This window comes from Rhizobium sp. ERR 1071 (genome assembly GCF_007828675.1).
GTDB classification, from domain to species: domain Bacteria; phylum Pseudomonadota; class Alphaproteobacteria; order Rhizobiales; family Rhizobiaceae; genus Rhizobium; species Rhizobium dioscoreae.
On the sequence record NZ_VITM01000017.1, the window covers coordinates 39,605 to 56,207 of the forward strand.

Consider the following 16,603-nt stretch of genomic DNA (forward strand, 5'->3'; position numbering starts at 1 on the left):
GTACGAAGTTCCTATCCAGCGGTCCGCTCCGTGGCGAACTTCTCAAAAGGTTACTTTAAAAGATCCGCTGAGCGATATATTAGTACTTATCAGGACTAGCTTGATGTATACTTTCTCACTGACGTTGAAGATCAACGCCTACCGGTGTGTATCAAGATAGACAATATAATAGTAGTTGTATTTTTTGATAATTTGGAAATAGATTTCCATGGATCGACATATTTTGACGGATAATTAAGCACAATCCCACATCCTTCTCTTGAGGAAATCTTGGGATATGTTCCATGGCATCGATCCAGCAGAAAATCATCCTTGCAAGCGTGGCAATCTTTGTAATTGCGGGCGGCGCGACTGGTGTTGGCATATGGTCCGCCTCGACCCTGACGCAGAATGCCGAGAAAATAGCAGGGTCGGCTCAGGTGCTGCGTAATCACATGCAGGCAGATATGATGCATGACGCTTTGAGAGCGGATGTGCTGGCTGCGTTGCTCGCATCCGATCCCGCATCCGGCATCGGCTTTAAAACGGTCAACTCGGATCTTTCGGAACATGTCACGTCGTTTCGCGAGATGATCAAGGCCAACAAGGCGCTCGCGACAGATCCGGAAACTCAAAGGGTGCTCGCCGGCGTGGAATCTCCGTTGCTGAGCTATATCGACAACGCAACCAAAATGGTCGCGACGGCTGAGAAGGATCCGGCAGGCGCGTTAAAGGCATTGCCCGATTTCATGAAGCAATTCTCCGCTTTGGAAACCGCGATGGAGAAGGCGGGCGATCAGATACAAAACGTATCGGAGTCGATCTCGACAGAAAGTGCGCGCACAGCAGGTTCCATACGCAGCATCATGCAGGGGCTCCTAGGGCTGACGGTGCTGTTCTCCATCATGCTCTTCGTGTTGTTCCGCAGGACCGTGTCCAAACCCATCCTGGCGCTTTGCGCCGATATGGCCAAGCTCGCGGGCGGTGACACCAATATCGTTTGTACCGGCATCGGTCGAAGCGACGAAGTAGGGACGATGGCGCAGGCTGTTGAAGTATTCCGAAAAGCAGCGATCGCCAAGGGCCAGCTCGAAGCGGACGCGGCAAAGGACCGTCAGCAGGCGGAAGCCGACAGGATCGCCACTCAGCGGCAGGCGGAAACCGATGCCGCGGACCGTTTGCGAGTCGCGACATCCGGTCTTGCCATGGGACTTAAGAGGTTGGCTTCCGGGGATCTTTCCTTCCAGCTCGATGAGCCATTCGCTCCGGATTTCGAAGCTCTTCGACACGATTTCAATACGTCATTGCAGCAATTGAGCAGCACATTGCACGCGATTGCCGAGAGTATTATATCGATTGACAGCGGCACGCAGGAGATCTCTTCCGGAGCCAACGATCTTTCCCGCCGCACCGAGCAGCAGGCGGCATCGCTTGAAGAGACGGCCGCCGCTCTCGATCAGATCACGGTCAATGTAAGCAACTCGAGCAATCGGACGGAAGAAGCGCGAGCGGCAGCGACTGCCGCCGATCATAGCGCAACCCGGTCGGCTGATGTCGTCAGCAGGGCCGAGGAAGCCATGCAGCGCATAGAGAGTTCCTCCCAGCAGATTTCCAATATCATCGGCGTGATCGATGACATTGCCTTCCAGACTAACCTATTGGCGCTCAATGCCGGTGTGGAAGCGGCGCGCGCCGGCGAAGCTGGTAAAGGATTTGCCGTCGTGGCGCAGGAAGTGCGGGAATTGGCGCAGCGCTCCGCGGCCGCGGCAAAAGAGATCAAGGCGCTGATCAATGCTTCTTCGTCCGAGGTCGATGGTGGAGTGAAGCTGGTGCGTGAAACGGGTGTCGCATTGAAGGAAATCGGTGAGCGCATCTCGGGCATAAACCAGCACATGAACGCCATCGCCGCATCCGCCAAGGAGCAGTCGACAGGCCTTGCCGAGGTCAATGCGGCAGTCAATACGATGGATCAGACGACGCAGCAGAATGCGGCGATGGTCGAGCAGTCGACGGCAGCCTCCGCCGCACTTGCCGCAGAGGCCAGCAAGCTGCGTGAACTCGTATCTCAATTCCGCCTCGACGCCGCGGCCTCCGCCAGCTCGGCAGTCTTGCGACAAACCGCGCGCGCCATGGCTGAGCCATCGCGTCGCGCTTCCGCCGAGCCGGTCGCGCAAACGGCCCGTAGATCGGCTGCCGTTAGCGGTCGAGTCGTTTCCGATTGGAAAGAGTTTTAAGCAAGCCATGGGGCGTAATGGCCAAGGGGCTTTTGGGGGATCTTTTCACATTCCCAGTTGGGTTAGAAGCGGAAAGCAGACAACTAGCTCTAGATGGACCATCTCCGGCAGGCTAGCTTCCTGCTTCACCAAACGGGAGCATTGCGCGGGCAATAGGCAACGATAGGGTCTCTATTGCCTTTCAAGTGCTGACAACCTGTACTGTCCATACGGCCGCCGCTGATCGGAACGGTCGCCTGGCTATGGAAGACCCCTGAGATGGACCGAACCGCAGCATCGGAAGCAACTAAGCTGCCTACTTAATTAAGGTTTTCTGATTTGCGGATCAAACAGTGCCAGCCGTATGCTTGCGTCTCTATTTCCGCGCGAGCGAAGAAAATCAAAATATCCCGACAATTAAAAGTATCCGTATGAATCATTGCGAAAGGCGCAATCGGTCCCTTTCAAATAATCAACACAGCAGCGACCCGCACTGCGCTGCTTCAGCGAATTGTAGACATGCGGAACTGACCTGTAGCGGTGACTAATCGATGACCGACCATGGCCAACGAGCCATCGTTGCCGATCGGTTCTTCAATGGACTGCAATCGTGTGATGAATGTTGCGTCGAGAAGGGGTCTGACGCAAATCCTTCGAGCTCGGCAACCTCGAAAAGGCTCACCTTTTTTAGCGCTCTGGAAGAATTGATCCGGATAATATTATTGAAATTATTCTATGGGCTCCCGCTGAGAAGATATGCATGCAATATTATTGCAAATATACGCTAGTTTAACCCAATATTTAACCCCAGAATTGAAAAATATTCGAGAATATAACCGTAGATCGTGATTTGTAATAAGAAATATATTATGGTAAGATATAAATAAGCTTGGGGAGGGGAGGGTGTTTTATCTTCGTCACGCCGTGGCCGTTGTGTTGAGTGCCACGCTGCTCGCGCCACTGTCTTTGAAAGCCGCCGAGAAGGTCGGTCAGGCGGTGTTGATCAAAACCGAGGTCACGGGTGCTGGCGGCCCGATCGCGGTCGATGATCCCGTTCATCGGGACGAGCAAATTCGCACCTCGATTTCGGGTCTCGGACAGTTCACATTTCGGGACGGCACCAGACTGGCCGTCGGAGCCGGATCGTCCGTTACCATCGACAAATTCGTGTTCGATGACTCGGGCGAGGTGAAAAAGCTGACCGTGAATGCGGCAAAGGGCAGCTTTCGCTGGATGAGCGGAAATTCGAACCACTCAGCCTATCAGATCGTGACGCCGGCGGGAACGATCGGCGTGCGCGGAACAGCGTTTGATTTTTATGTCGGAGCCAACGGCACGACGGCAGTCGTCCTGTTGAACGGCGCTGCGCAATTCTGCGGCGCTGGCGGCTGCAGGCAGCTGAAGCAGCAATGTGATTGCGTCGTTGCGAAGCGCAACGGTCAGATCAGCGAACCTCGCCGGGTCAATCGCGACGTTCTCAAAACGCTAGGCAACCAGCGGGCTCTGCCGTTTCTGTCCGGGGATCAGCAGCTTTCAGGGCGAATGGGTTTTGTCAGTGGCGGTGGCTGCGGTCTGTCGACGGCGATGAAGAGCCAGCCAAACGGGATCTCTCCACGCAGCGCTCCGGCGAACAATCCCGGCCCGACACAGCCTGATACGCCGAGCGTACCTAACACGCGGGAGCCGACACATACGGAGTCGCCGACTGCACCGACCGAAACTCCCACCACACCGAATGTCCCAAATACACCAAATACACCAAGTACACCCGACAAACCGCATAACCATGACGATGATGATGGCAAGCATCACGACGGTCATCATGGCAGGGGCGAGCACGGATGGGGCGATCATCATCGCGGCGACGAGGACAATGAAGGCGATGACGGCGATCATAATGATCAAGGTGATCACGATGGCGGGCATCACCATCGCTGAGGTCCTGAATTGCGAGAGAATAGCGAGTTAGGGCGTCTCCGAGCCTGAAAAGGCTGAATCGCAAAATCAGCTAGATATCGGCTGCCTTGTGCGCGGTCTCGTCGACGAAGTGTCCGCCTCGTCGAGAAATCTGGGCGTAAAAATCCTGCAGTAGTCCTGTTGCCGCCGCTCGCGCCTTAAATTTGGCGGCGCTGATAAGTTTGCGGCTGCCTGTCGAGCGTACCCGAAGGGCATCGACAAGCTGCCTGTGAGCAGCCTGTAGTTCCACAAATCCGGCGGATCTCGCCACGCGTTCGTCGCCGACCACCGCAAAGAGTTTGGTTCGCATGCTCTTACCCTTCAGCGTCAGCGCTCCCGCTTCGAGCAGAGCGCAATCGGGCAGCAATCCTGCCGTCGATTCGGATACCAGAATATCGAAATTGACGTCCTTGCAGGCGGATTCGATACGCGCGGCAATGTTTACGGCATCGCCGACCGCCGTGTAATTGAAACGGGTCTCGGCCCCCATATTGCCGACGCATGCAAGCCCTGTGTGGATGCCGATGCCTATTCCGACCCGCCGCGCGTCTCCGAAACCGAAGGCATCGTCGCCATTGAGGTGGGCGAGTGTTTCCCGCATGCCGAGAGCCGCGCGCACGGCCTTGCCGGCATGATCGTAGACATCGACAGGGGCATTCCAGAAGGCCATGATCGAGTCTCCGATGAACTTGTCGAGCGTGCCGTCATTGGCGATGACATGGTGGCTCAGCGCATCGAGCAGCGTGTTCAGAAACGCAACGACGGCGCTTGGGCTCATCTCCTCGCTGATCTGGGTAAAGTTTCGCACGTCGACGAACATGACCGTCAGTTCGCGTTCATCTCCCCCGAGGCGTAGTGCGTCGCGCGTATGCTCGATGCGATGGAGCAGCGATGGCGAGAGGTAGTGGCCGAAAGCCCGCCGCACGTCGCGCCGCTCCCGATCCGTCACGAGAAAGCGGAATGCCGTCGCAGCGAAGTGCGTGATCGATCCAGAGACGATCGGTGCCAGCGGGTCGAAGAGAAGCCCTCCATAAAGAAAGGCGGCCCAGGAGGCCACAAGGGCAAAAAAGGTAATTAGCAGGCCGCAGGCGAGGGCCGCGGCCGGATTGACGAAGGTGGTGACGATCACCAGAAGGCTGCCCAAGAGGGCGATGGATAGGATTTCCAGCCCATCCGCCCAGTCCGGCCGGGAAAGGAAGCGGCCTGAAAGGATCTGCTCGACGATCTGCGCGTGGATGGAGACACCCGGCACATTCTCGTCAAGGGCCGTCGTGCGGACATCTTGGAGGCCGGAAGCGGAGGTTCCGACGAAAACGATACTGCCTTCAATAGCGGTTCTGATATCGGCGGAGGCGCCTTCGGTCGCGAGTATCTTGCTTGCCGAAATATATCGCTTCGCGGTGTCGCGGCTGACATAGAGCCAAAGCTCGCCGGCTGCCGTTACCGGCGCGACGAAATTGCCGATCTTGACCCGGGTGAGGGTATTGGGTGTGCGCGGCGCGGCGTCAAGCACGTAGGTGGAGGCTCCCTGTGCCACGCGAAGCGCCTCAAGCGCGAGATTGGGATAAAGCTGCTTGCCGTCGCTGAGAAAAAGCGGAACCGCGCGCACCACTGCCGATGAAGCGCCCGGATTGAGGCTGATATGACCGAGCTCCGCGGCATTGGTTTCCAATTGCGGCAGCACAGGCGTGGCGGCCTTGATCGCCGGCGGCGCACCGGAGGGATCTTCGCCGGTATAGGCAAACCCTGCCTTGACCGGCGGCAGATAATTTCCCTCGTTGGAGAGGCCGAAACCCAGAACCACCGGCCTTCCCGACAGCGATTGGGAAAAAATCTCATCATTATCCGGTAGTTTGCCAAGCAGTGACGGATCGATGCCAATGACATCGCGAACGACGTTGCGCGGCGACAGACGGTCCGGCTCGGCGAAGAGGATATCGAAAGCGATAGCGGCCGCGCCCAGATCGGAAAGCCTGTCGACAAGGGCGGCAATCCGGTTTCTTGGCCAGGGCCATTGACCGAACTCCCGCAGCGACGCCTCGTCTATGTCGACGACCCGGACGGGCTGGTTCTCGAACGTCCGGGGCACCAGGCGCTGATACTGGTCGAATGTCAAATCGCGCGCGAGCCTTAGCAAGGGAGGATCACTTGCCCGTAGGGTCGTCAATGCCGTGACGAAGGCCAGGCCGATCACGACGCCAATTTGCTGCGCACGCGTCACCATTATGGTGTCAGCCCTTTTGCCGTGCATCCCCGGCAATAAGTAACGGTTCGAGGAACTACAAAAATCTATCGGTCTGCTGCGCCACGAAAGAATATGCTGCCTTGTTCCCGAGCATGATGCAATGATCAAAATATCGAAGAGATAGAGAACAGAATCTTGCACCGCGATTGTCGAGGCAATGCCGCGGGCGCGCGCCTCAACGGAATGACGTTCGGTCTCCCGACGCGATGCCGTTAGCGCTTGCCGAATGCGCGCAGAAAGGTCTTTGTCGCCTCTCTTGCCATACGATGGATTTCTTCCTCTGCAGTTGGACGGCCGATCTGTTGGTTAATCCGTAGATCTGTCGCGAGTAGCGCCATGTACTGCCGCGCGGCAAGTGCCGGATCCTCTATGTCGAGATGGCCAGCCAGCGCGAGCTGCGCAAGCCGGGCAGCGATGGCGGGGTATTTCTTGCCCGGTCCGTATTCCTTCCAGGTCTCGAACAGTTCGGGAAATCTGCTACCTTCGGTCTCCAGGAGCTTGCGTAGCCAGCGACCATTCGGATCACAGACCGCCTTGCGTAGGAGAAGCGATGAAAATTCGGTCAGTTCCTTTTCGAGATCGACAGGCGCCACGGGAAATGTGTCCAACACTCGAAAGAAGTCGGCGCTCGACTTCTCGGTGATCTCCGCGACTACAACCTTGAACAGATTATCCTTGTCGCCGAGTTGATTGTACACCGTCTGACGCGACACGCCGGCCCTTGCCGCGATGGCATCGATGCTCGCCGCCGCGAACCCCTCCTCGGCAAAAACGTCTGCGGCCGCCTTCAGGATTGCCTGACGTTTGCTGGTGGCGGGCGGACTCTCTATCTCGGAAGAAACCGCTGCGGGCGAAGTTTTCATGACACCACCATATAGGACTTGACTAATTGGACAATACTGTCCAAAATATTTTACAGGAATGACGGGCTCCGCATTGAACCATTTCCGTCGTTCCACCGTCCTATCTATAATCGCCCACTCAATCCCCGTCACATGCTTTTTGTATGAGGCCTTGCTTCGTCCGGGGAATGTCGTGTGCGGGAAAGGTCTTTCCGTGCAGAGCAAGGATTACGTTTCATCCCCCAGGGCTAGCGGCTCCCACCATGCGATCGTCCTGGGCCTTCTTTCAGCCGTCGGTCTCTTCGCCCTCGACATGTATCTACCCGCGTTGCCGACGATCAGTCTGGATCTTCACGCCGACAGCCATGCAGTCCAGGCAAGCCTGATCTCCTTCTTCGCCGCCATGGCCGTGTCGCAGATTATCTACGGTCCGCTGTCGGACATGTTTGGCCGTAAACAGCCTCTCTATGTCGGTCTGGCGCTCTACATCCTCGGCGCGATCGGCTGCGCGCTCTCCACCGATATTGGCTGGCTGGTCGCCTTCCGTTTCATTCAGGGCACCGGCGCCTGTGCCGGCGTCGTGATTGCCCGCGCCATCGTGCGCGACCTGCATACGGGAGCGGCCGCCGCGCAACTGATGTCGCGGCTTATGCTGGTCTTCAGTATCTCACCCATCCTGGCGCCGCTCGCGGGCAGCATCGTGACGGTGTTCGGGAACTGGCGGCTGATCTTTTGGGTCATGGTCTTCGCCGGCGCTGTCGGCTTCGTCGCGGGCCGCTTTTTCCTCGAGGAGACCCGTCCGGTTGCGGCGCGCAGTGAGAGCAGCCTCGGCGGGGCGTTGAAGGCCTATGGAACACTCGTTAGGGACCCGTATTATCTCGGTCTGGTGCTGATGGCTTCCTTTGGCATGTCCAGCTACATGATTTATGTCGCCAACTCCTCCTTCGTGCTCATCGGCCATTACGGGCTCTCTCCGAGCTTTTACAGCGTGGTCTTTTCCGTGAACGCCATTGGCTTCATTGGCATGTCGCAGATGAACGGCTGGCTTGCCCGCCGGATTGGTTTGCGTAAGGTGATTCGCGGTGCGGTATCTGGTTATGCGCTGACGATGGTGGCGCTGGCCGTCCTGATGGCCGGCGGAGTCGATCGCCTAGACATCATGGCTGCCTTCCTGTTTGCGGGCTATGCTTTTCTTGGAATGATCGTGCCGAATGCGGCGGTACTGGCGCTTGAACATCATGGTCGTATCGCCGGCACGGCCTCGGCGATGATGGGAACGGTCCAGTTCATGACGTCGGCGCTGGTGGTTGGCGTCAGCGGTATGTTCATGGATGGCACGGCGAGACCGATGGTAGCCGTCGTTGCCATCTGCTCGGCCATCGTGCTCCTCCTTTCGATCGCGGTGCTAAAGAGCAGGCATGTGGTGGCCGCCGAATAGATCCTGCTGGGCCTATTGCAGCGCCTGGTGCATGCCACTTCACCGAGCCCTCTTCGGCGAGCGAACTGTGCCGCCTAAGGGGTGGTATGCTTGGAAGAAAGGGACACACTGCTTGTGTTGGCGCGCGATTGGTACGAACGCGATGGCTGGCTCGGTCTGATGAGGCCGGTCATGGCGCGGCAGTACCTATCTAAGCGAGGCGTCACCGGTTCGAATCCGATCAACGGCACGGTATCCGTCGCTGTGGTGAGCTGATGCTCACCTTCTGTCGAAAGTCTGCGAACCGATGTCCAGGCAGGGGTGATGCCAACGCCCGCGGGCAACAACAATTTTTCGCGCCCCTCCCGAAACTCGGCGACGTTGTTGCTCTCGTCTCAGGAACTGGACCTGCGGCATGTAGGCGGCGACTTCACATTTCAAACACGATGCCGTCGATAATCTTTCGGCGTCCTGGCGTTTCGCAACACAGTCTGCCAGACTGCGCCGTCTTCTCTCTCGCGCATGGCCAAGACGCTTGGTTGCAGATCCTTCCCGCGACTTCAGGCGAGTCTGCCGCAGTCTTGTTTTGACGTTATCGCGCTGATCACATAGCCTCGAATGATCGGAGAAATTTCCAGCAACCCGTTCTGCCTTCGCGCGGGTTGCTATCCCTTTATTCCGGCCGAAAGCATGATCGCGCGCGTGATCTGCTTCTGAAAGACAAGGTAGAGAATGGCGACGGGAAGGCCGGCCAGAACAGCGGCGGCCATGTCCTTGGCAAAACGCACGCCGAAGACATCCTTCACCTGGGTAATCCCAACGGGAATGGTGATCGTGCCGTCCGATGTCGCGACCAGGAAGGGCCACAGGAAATTATTCCATGCCGCGATGAAGGTTGTGATGCCGAGCGCGGTGATCACGCCCCAGTTCATCGGCACATAGATCTTCCAGAGCGTTCTCAAGTGCCCGGCATTGTCGAGCATCGCCGCCTCGCGGAATTCCTTTGGAATCTGGTCGAAGAATTGCTTGAGGATGATGATGACCGATGGCACCACCAACTGCGGCAGCACGATGCCGCCCCAGCTGTTGATGAGTCCGAACATGTTCATCAGCACGAAATGGTTGATGATGAGCGCCTCCGCCGGCACCATCACCGAGGCGATCAACGCCCCATAAATCACGCGGCGGCCGGGAAACTGGATTTGGCTGAGCGCGTAGGCGCAGCCGACGCTCATCACAAGCACGAGAACCGCGATGATCGCCGAGGTGCCGACCGAGTTCATATACCATTGCACGATGCTGGAGTGCTCGACCACGTAACGGTAGGGTTGGAGCGTCGGCGCCTTCGGGAAAAGCCCGGGTGTCCGACTGACCACCTCCGTGTCGGATTTGAGCGATGTCATGACCGCCCAGTAGAGCGGAAAGAACCAGATAAGGGCACCGAATGCCGTCAGCGCGGTCAGTGCGCGCCCGCTCCAACCTCTCGAAGCGACACGACTGTTCGCCGTGGCCAGCTCTGTCCGCGCACTTGTCGTGAGAACGCTCATTTTTCCCCTCGCGCACGCAGGAACTGATATTGCAGGACCGAGGCAATGAGAATGATGGCGAACAGGATGGTGGCGACGGCGGCACCTTCGCCACCCTTGTTCTGCTTGAAGGCGAGATCGTAGATGACTGTCATGACAACGGCCTGCGCGTCCGCCGGCGTGTGGGCGAAATAGCCGAGCAGATAAGGTTGCGCGAAGATCTTGAACTGCGCAATCAGCTGCAGTGTCAGAACCAGCGCCGTGACCGGCCAGATCAATGGCCATGTTATTCGCGAAAACACCCCCCAGCGGTTGGCATTGTCGAGGGCGGCCGCCTCGTAGACCTCGGGCGAGATGCTGCGCAGCGCCGCAAGAAACAGAAGGATGTTGAAGCCGATCGTCCACCAGATGGTGACCACGGCAACCGACGGCATGAAATAGGTTGGCGAACGCAACACCGGAAGCGGCCGCCCTCCGGTGAACAGACCGATGATATTCTGGATGACGCCGTATTGCATGTTTGCAATCCAGGTCCAGATCTGCGTCACCACTGATACCGGCAGGATCGAGGGCAGGAAAAAACAGGCGAGAACCAGCATCTGTATGCGGCCGCTCAGGCGATTGATGCCCATGGCAATGAACAGCGCCAGAAACGTGCCGGGGACGACGGTCAGGACGATGAAGTAGAGCGTGTTCACAAGCGCCTTTTGAAATTGGGGTGAGGAGAGCTGGCGCGCATAATTGTCGAGGCCAACCCATTCGCCGGGGCCGATCAGCGGTGCATTGGTCAGGCTCATCGCCACCATCCGCCATGTCGGGTAGGCAAATATCACTAGAAACGCGACGACCGCCGGTGCGACAAGCAGCGCGGCAACCACATGATCCTGTTTCCTGTTGCTGACCGCGGCCATCCGCCACCTCTCTCGCTAATGCAGCCCCGGGGCAGGGAGGCGTCCCGGGGCCGTGGAAGAAAACGTCACTGAGAGTTCATGTGATCGCGAAACTTCTCGAGCGTTTCCTTCACATCGCCCTCGCCATTGAGCGGTCCCGACGCCATGTTTTGCCAATCGTCGTCGAATTTCGAAGCCGCGCCCGTCAGCGGCGTCTTTGGCATGTAGAAGGCGTTGAGCGCCATGGCGGCATAATCCGCCTGCGGCTTGAGCGCCTTGTAGGCGGCCGAGGTGCTAACCGGCAGATAGGCCGGTATATGGCCGGCGGCAGCCCATTCCAGCGAGTTGACATTCATCCATCGGATGACCTCGAGAACCGCGGCGCGTTTTTCCGGCGTCATGGTGACGCCGACATTGTTGGGGATCACGAAGGAGTGCGAGTCCGACCAATTGGCGGGTTTGCCCATCCAGGCCGGGATGTTGACCATGCCGTATTCGAAACCGTTGCCCTTGGCGACTTCGGTTTCCATGGTCGGCAGTTCCCAGTTGCCGTTCAGGAAGAAGGCGGATTGTCCGGCGATGAAGGTGGGAGTGATGGTTTCGGTGTCGATATAGGGCTGCGCCCAGCCCTGTTTCACCCAATCGGCGACTTCATTGTAGGCTTTTTCCATCTTGTCGAAATTGTCGCCCTGCAGGAACTTGCCGTCCGCGGTCAGTTGGCCGCCTTGCTGGCCAAATAGGGTGTAGATATCGCGCAGATCGCCGTTGGACGAAGAAATGACGACGCCGTTCTTGCCGGCGTCCTTTGCCTTGGCCAGCACTGCGCGCCAGCCTTCCAGCGTGTCGATGCCGGTAGGCTTGCCGTCGTTGCCCAATGCGCCCAGCTCTTTCAGTATGGTCTTGTTATAGTAGAGCACTTCCCCATGCACGTCGAAGGGGACGGCGTAGCGCAGATTGTCGACCGTCGAGGCGGCGATCGCGTTCGGTGGATAGTCGCTGTCCTTCAGGCCGACGGCCTCGAGCTCTTTCGGATCGATCGGCGAGATGGTCTTGGCCGCAACCGCGGCCGCCAGGCGTGACAGGTGGTATGTGGCGATGTCAGGCCCCTGGCCGACGGCGGCGGATGTCTGCAGCTTGGTATAGTAGGGAATACCCCATTCGAGCGTCGTGCCCGTGATCTGGATCTTGTCCTTGTGCTCCTGGTTGAAACGCTGGATCAGCGCCTTCATCCGTACGCCGTCGCCTCCGGACAGAAAGTCCCACCAGACGACGTTTTCGACCGCGAATGCCGGAAAGGCAGTCATGAGGGCTAACGCCGCGATCGATGTTCTCAACAGGTTACGCATTCTCTCTCCTCCAGGCTGCTTCTGTTTTCCTCCCGGGCCGCTCTTCACTAAGCGGCCCTTATGCCTCGCGCGGCGGCCAACGAGCCGCGTTATATCCCCTTGCAACTATCTGGACCGCCTCGACCTCCTCCCGGTCATATGCGGCGGTTCAATCTTTTGGCCACCTATCCGGCTGCCGTCTCGATAATGCAATCAAGCAAGGTTGCCGCCACCGGATCGACACCGGCCGCTTCGCGCATCAGGCCGAAGGTCGTGGCGACGATACGGCCGGCACCAACCTTCCTCTCGGCGATGGTTGCACATGGCTTGTGGATCCAGCCCACCATCGTGCCCGCGTGCACCAAGCCGTCGAAATGGATCGGCCGAAAGCCGGTGATGACGCGGTTCGGGTTGACGCCGACGAAGGAGAGATCGGTCAACGGGCCGCCCGGCAGGCGCTCGAATTTTCCCGAACGCTTCACCCAGCTGAAGCCGGTGACCCAATTGCCCTTCCAGATGGTGCCGTTGCGTTCGGTGACGCGCATCTGCGGCATGGATTGCCCGCGATCGCCCCCGGCCGGGTAATTCCAGTTGGGCTGGTCGTTGCGCAAATTGCCGAACGGCAGCGGCGGCACATCGGCAAGCGACACAAAATGGGCGCCGTGCTCCATGGCGTCGATATCGGCCTGACTGAGAGAAGACGCAACCCGCACGTCCGCCTTGCCGGCCTCGACAACCGCATAGCCAAGCGCTGCTAGATAGTGCGCGATCTCGGGTTCGGCCGAGAAGACGGAAAGAGCCGGCTCGGAGCGGCTGCCATAGACGCTGACGTCCAAGCTGTTGCGCGCAATCTCCTTGCCGCTGGCGGTGATCGTAAACTGGACGCTGACCTGACCGCCGGCCATGGTGGCGGTGAAGGGCAGAGAAATTGCCGGTAGATGATGCACCGAGGTCGCGCTAATAGCCGGGATCGCCATTTTTCCAGCGTCCGTCCCATCGATGCTCCAGCTCAGTTCGGCCGCGTGGATTGCCTTGCCACCGGTCGAGATTTCGAGCTCCACGCTCGCCGTATCGCCTGCCCACACGGCATAATGCTGCATGCGCGGGATGATGACGACATCGGTGTTAATCTCGTGGAAGCGATTGTGGTAGGCGCGCGTATTGCGCTGCATGTCCATCAGGCCATTGGCTTCCCAGTGCAAATCGGTCAGCTCGGTGATGACATAGCCCTGAATGGAGGCATGGCGGCGCATCTCCTCGATTTCGAATTTGAGCGCATTGAACTGATGCCACTGCGTGTCTTCGATGAAGGAGCTGAAGGACGGAAAGACCTTGTCGAACTGATAGGTGCGGAAGCGCTGTTCGACGCCATGCGGATAGGTCGCGCCGTCGCTGTCCCACTCCAGGCCATTGATGAACCAGAAAGGTTCCTTGCCGTCCTGCTTGAGCTTGTCGGGATGCGGCAGACCCCACACGCCGAACTCGGAGACGACGAGCGGCTCGTCGCCGCGCCGTCTCGCATCGCCGTTCGGCGAATAGGACCACGCGGGCCGCGCGGCGAAAGCCGATACCCAGTCGGTCCATTCGCGTGCCATTTCCGGAACCGAGGCGTAATAGTGATAGTCGTCTATGTCGGAGACGACATGGAAGTTCGGAATGCAGGCGGAATTGTCAACGACCAGCCGTGTCGGGTCCATCCTCTTCAGCCAGTGATAGGCGCCTTCCAACCAGGCTCGCTGATCGGCGCTTTCGACGAGGCGTGTTCCCCAATCCTCGTTGATGATGGTCCAGATCACGATGGAAGGGTGATTGCCGTCGCGTCGCAGGATTCCTTCCATCGTATCGAGCAGGCGCTTCGCTGATTTCTCGGTGAAGGTCTGAATGTTTGGAATTTCCGTCCAGACCAGCAGGCCAAACCGGTCCGCCACATCGTAGTAGCGTGGATCGGGAGCCTTGATATGACAGCGCAGGAGGTTGAGGCCGAGTTCCTTCGACTTGCGTGCCTGATCCTCCAGAAATTCCAGCGACGGCGGCGTATAGATGCCCTCGGGATAATAATCCTGATCCAGCGCGCCGCGCATGTAGAAGGGGTGCCCGTTCAGAAAGAACTTTCCATCCCTTGCCTCGAAGGTGCGAAAACCGAAATTCTCCTCGGCGGCATCGATAACGTTGCCCCCCTCGGATAGCTCGGCAACGGCCCGATAAAGAGCGGGATCGTCGAGCGACCACGCTTCGACATCGGCGACCTTGAGCGCAGCCGAAATCCGGGCCTTGTCGTTGAGCCCAAATTCGCTCGAAGCTGCGACCGCTCCCTTGCGATCCAGAATGGTGATCTTCAAGGCGCCGGTAAAAGCCGCTGCCAGCTCGACATCGATAGCGACATCGCCCGTTGCGAGATCGGCGCGAATGGCCTGGTGGGTGATATGCGCCTCGCTGCGGCATTCCAGCCAGACCGATTGCCAGATGCCACCCAGCATTCCGTACCAGCTTTGCTTGCCGTGCGGGATCTCGTCGAACGGGAAATCCGGGAAGGCTCGGGCATCGGCGCTTGGCAGCGTAACCTTCACATCCAGACGCAACTCGCCGGTCAACAGATCGAAAGGGATGACGAATTCGAAGGGCAGATAGCCTCCTTCGTGAGAACCGAGCGCGCGGCCGTTGACCGATACTTCGGCGAAATAGTTCACGGCGCCGAAATGCACGATGACCTGACGGCCAAGCCATTCCTGCGGCACGGTGAAGGCGCGGGAATAGGTTGCCACGCCGGCCGCGGCACGCAGAACCGGAAAATGAGCCTGCCAGGGCGCGGGCACGGCGATCGTAGTCGGCGTCCGCCCTTCCAGCTGAAAGTCCCAGGTTCCGTCGAGAGACAGGCGCGCACGCGGCCCGGAACGGGTATCGGCGAAACGGCGGGAGGCGATGGTCATGGCCACGAGCTTTTCGGTTGGATTAAGTCACAAAATAAGTTACACGAAAGTTTCGTAACTTATAAACTTAACTTCCGCAAGGGCCGTAGCTTCACATTGTCCGTCAGATTTCCTAACGTGCGCGCAGACTGCCCTTGAGTCCGAGAAAGAAACCGAGTGAACGACAAGACGACGAAACGACCGACCATGTCCGATATCGCCTCGCAGGTCGGCGTTTCGCATGCGACGGTTTCACTGGTGCTGAACGAGGCTCCCGGCAAGAGGGTCTCGGAGAAAGTGCGCGAACGCGTGCTGGCTGTCGCCGCGGAACTTGGCTACCAGAAGACAGCGCCGGCCAATGACCCGATCGGCGGCATCATCGTTTTGCTGATAGACGATCTCATGGCCTCGCAGCATGCTGCGCCGCTGATAGAAGGTGTTCGGAGCGCGGCGGAAGAGCAGGGCTTGGCGGCGTTCACCGTCGTGACGGGCGGACAGGTCGAATTCGCCGAATCCATTCTCGACTATCTCGGACGGCGCCAGATCGTCGGCGTAATCTACGCCACGCTCATCACCCAGCTAGCGCCGATCCTGCCTTCCAACCTTGGCAACTATCCAGCCGTCCTTTTGAATTGCCACCAGCAGCGGGCCGAGTTCTCTTCGATCATTCCAGGCGATCATGCCGGCGGTTATGCGGCGACGGAAGTCTTGATCAAGGCCGGCCATCGCCGCATCGCCATGATCGATGCCGGCAGGCAGCGGCTTGAAGCGGCGCGCGATCGCCTGAGCGGCTATCGCCAGGCGCTGACCACCTACGATATCGCCGTCGATCCGGAACTGATCCTTTCAGAAGCCTGGTCCCTCGATCTCGGGCGGGAAAAGATGCTGCAGCTCCTCGATCTGCCATTGCCGCCGACGGCGGTTTTCTGCTTTTCCGACCGGGTCGCGATGGGCGCTTATGATGCGATCAGGATGCGTGGGTTGAGGATTCCCGACGACATTTCGGTCGTCGGTTTCGACGATGAAAGTCTTGCCCGAAAAATCCTGCCGCCGCTTACAACATTGAAGCTGCCGCACGAGGATATGGGTCGTTGGGCGGTCTCCGAGCTTTTGGAAAAAGTAATGCAGCCGAAGAAGCCACCAGTGAGGCTGAAGATGGAGTGCCAGTTGATCCTTCGCGCTTCAGTCGCGCCGCCGCCTTGAGTGCGATGAAGGGACAGCTCCTTGGGCATGGTCGGCCCCAGATGCGCCTGAGCGACGACATATGAGTGAGATGCTGCCCTGGCTGAAGTCCGTAAAGAAGA

Annotated in this window: 11 protein-coding genes; 5 read left to right on the forward strand and 6 right to left on the reverse strand. The window is 58.6% G+C overall.

The features are described 5' to 3' along the window. Nucleotides 1-284: 284 nt before the first annotated feature. Complete coding sequence (locus tag FBZ99_RS30805; RefSeq protein ID WP_145636662.1) at nucleotides 285-2,213, forward strand: methyl-accepting chemotaxis protein; 1,929 nt, start codon at nucleotides 285-287, stop codon at nucleotides 2,211-2,213. 882 nt (nucleotides 2,214-3,095) lie between these two features. Next, the gene (locus FBZ99_RS30810; RefSeq protein ID WP_145636664.1) at nucleotides 3,096-4,130 is read left to right on the forward strand and encodes a FecR family protein; all 1,035 of its coding nucleotides are present in this window, start codon (nucleotides 3,096-3,098) and stop codon (nucleotides 4,128-4,130) included. A gap of 70 nt (nucleotides 4,131-4,200) precedes the next feature. Here the strand turns inward: FBZ99_RS30810 and FBZ99_RS30815 are convergent, their stop codons facing one another. Together FBZ99_RS30815 and FBZ99_RS30820 are read right to left on the reverse strand one after the other, a co-directional pair. Further along, complete coding sequence (locus FBZ99_RS30815; protein ID WP_281408416.1) at nucleotides 4,201-6,372, reverse strand: CHASE2 domain-containing protein; 2,172 nt, start codon at nucleotides 6,370-6,372, stop codon at nucleotides 4,201-4,203. Nucleotides 6,373-6,605: 233 nt separating this feature from the next. After that, entirely contained in the window at nucleotides 6,606-7,256 is a 651-nt protein-coding gene (locus FBZ99_RS30820) for a TetR/AcrR family transcriptional regulator (protein WP_145323004.1), read from the reverse strand. A 193-nt stretch (nucleotides 7,257-7,449) separates the two neighbouring features. On the opposite strand from FBZ99_RS30820, the gene FBZ99_RS30825 reads away from it, so the two are divergent. Together FBZ99_RS30825 and FBZ99_RS33300 are read left to right on the forward strand one after the other, a co-directional pair. Next, entirely contained in the window at nucleotides 7,450-8,673 is a 1,224-nt protein-coding gene (locus tag FBZ99_RS30825) for a multidrug effflux MFS transporter (RefSeq protein ID WP_145636667.1), read from the forward strand. 90 nt (nucleotides 8,674-8,763) lie between these two features. Then, nucleotides 8,764-8,928, forward strand: a complete 165-nt coding sequence (locus FBZ99_RS33300; RefSeq protein WP_186450370.1) for a hypothetical protein — start codon at nucleotides 8,764-8,766, stop codon at nucleotides 8,926-8,928. 389 nt (nucleotides 8,929-9,317) lie between these two features. Here the strand turns inward: FBZ99_RS33300 and FBZ99_RS30830 are convergent, their stop codons facing one another. The 4 genes from FBZ99_RS30830 to FBZ99_RS30845 form a co-directional block, all read right to left on the reverse strand. Next, the gene (locus tag FBZ99_RS30830) at nucleotides 9,318-10,055 is read right to left on the reverse strand and encodes a carbohydrate ABC transporter permease (RefSeq protein ID WP_233790093.1); all 738 of its coding nucleotides are present in this window, start codon (nucleotides 10,053-10,055) and stop codon (nucleotides 9,318-9,320) included. Between the two features lie 140 nt (nucleotides 10,056-10,195). Next, nucleotides 10,196-11,089 carry a carbohydrate ABC transporter permease gene (locus tag FBZ99_RS30835; RefSeq protein WP_145636671.1) on the reverse strand — a complete coding sequence of 298 codons (894 nt, stop codon included), beginning with the start codon at nucleotides 11,087-11,089 and terminating at the stop codon, nucleotides 10,196-10,198. Nucleotides 11,090-11,154: 65 nt separating this feature from the next. Then, nucleotides 11,155-12,414, reverse strand: a complete 1,260-nt coding sequence (locus FBZ99_RS30840; RefSeq protein WP_113331632.1) for an extracellular solute-binding protein — start codon at nucleotides 12,412-12,414, stop codon at nucleotides 11,155-11,157. A 164-nt stretch (nucleotides 12,415-12,578) separates the two neighbouring features. Further along, nucleotides 12,579-15,320 (reverse strand): glycoside hydrolase family 2 protein, encoded by a 2,742-nt coding sequence (locus FBZ99_RS30845; RefSeq protein WP_145636673.1) that lies wholly within the window; start codon nucleotides 15,318-15,320, stop codon nucleotides 12,579-12,581. A gap of 156 nt (nucleotides 15,321-15,476) precedes the next feature. On the opposite strand from FBZ99_RS30845, the gene FBZ99_RS30850 reads away from it, so the two are divergent. After that, nucleotides 15,477-16,502 (forward strand): LacI family DNA-binding transcriptional regulator, encoded by a 1,026-nt coding sequence (locus tag FBZ99_RS30850; protein WP_233790079.1) that lies wholly within the window; start codon nucleotides 15,477-15,479, stop codon nucleotides 16,500-16,502. Nucleotides 16,503-16,603 lie beyond the last annotated feature (101 nt).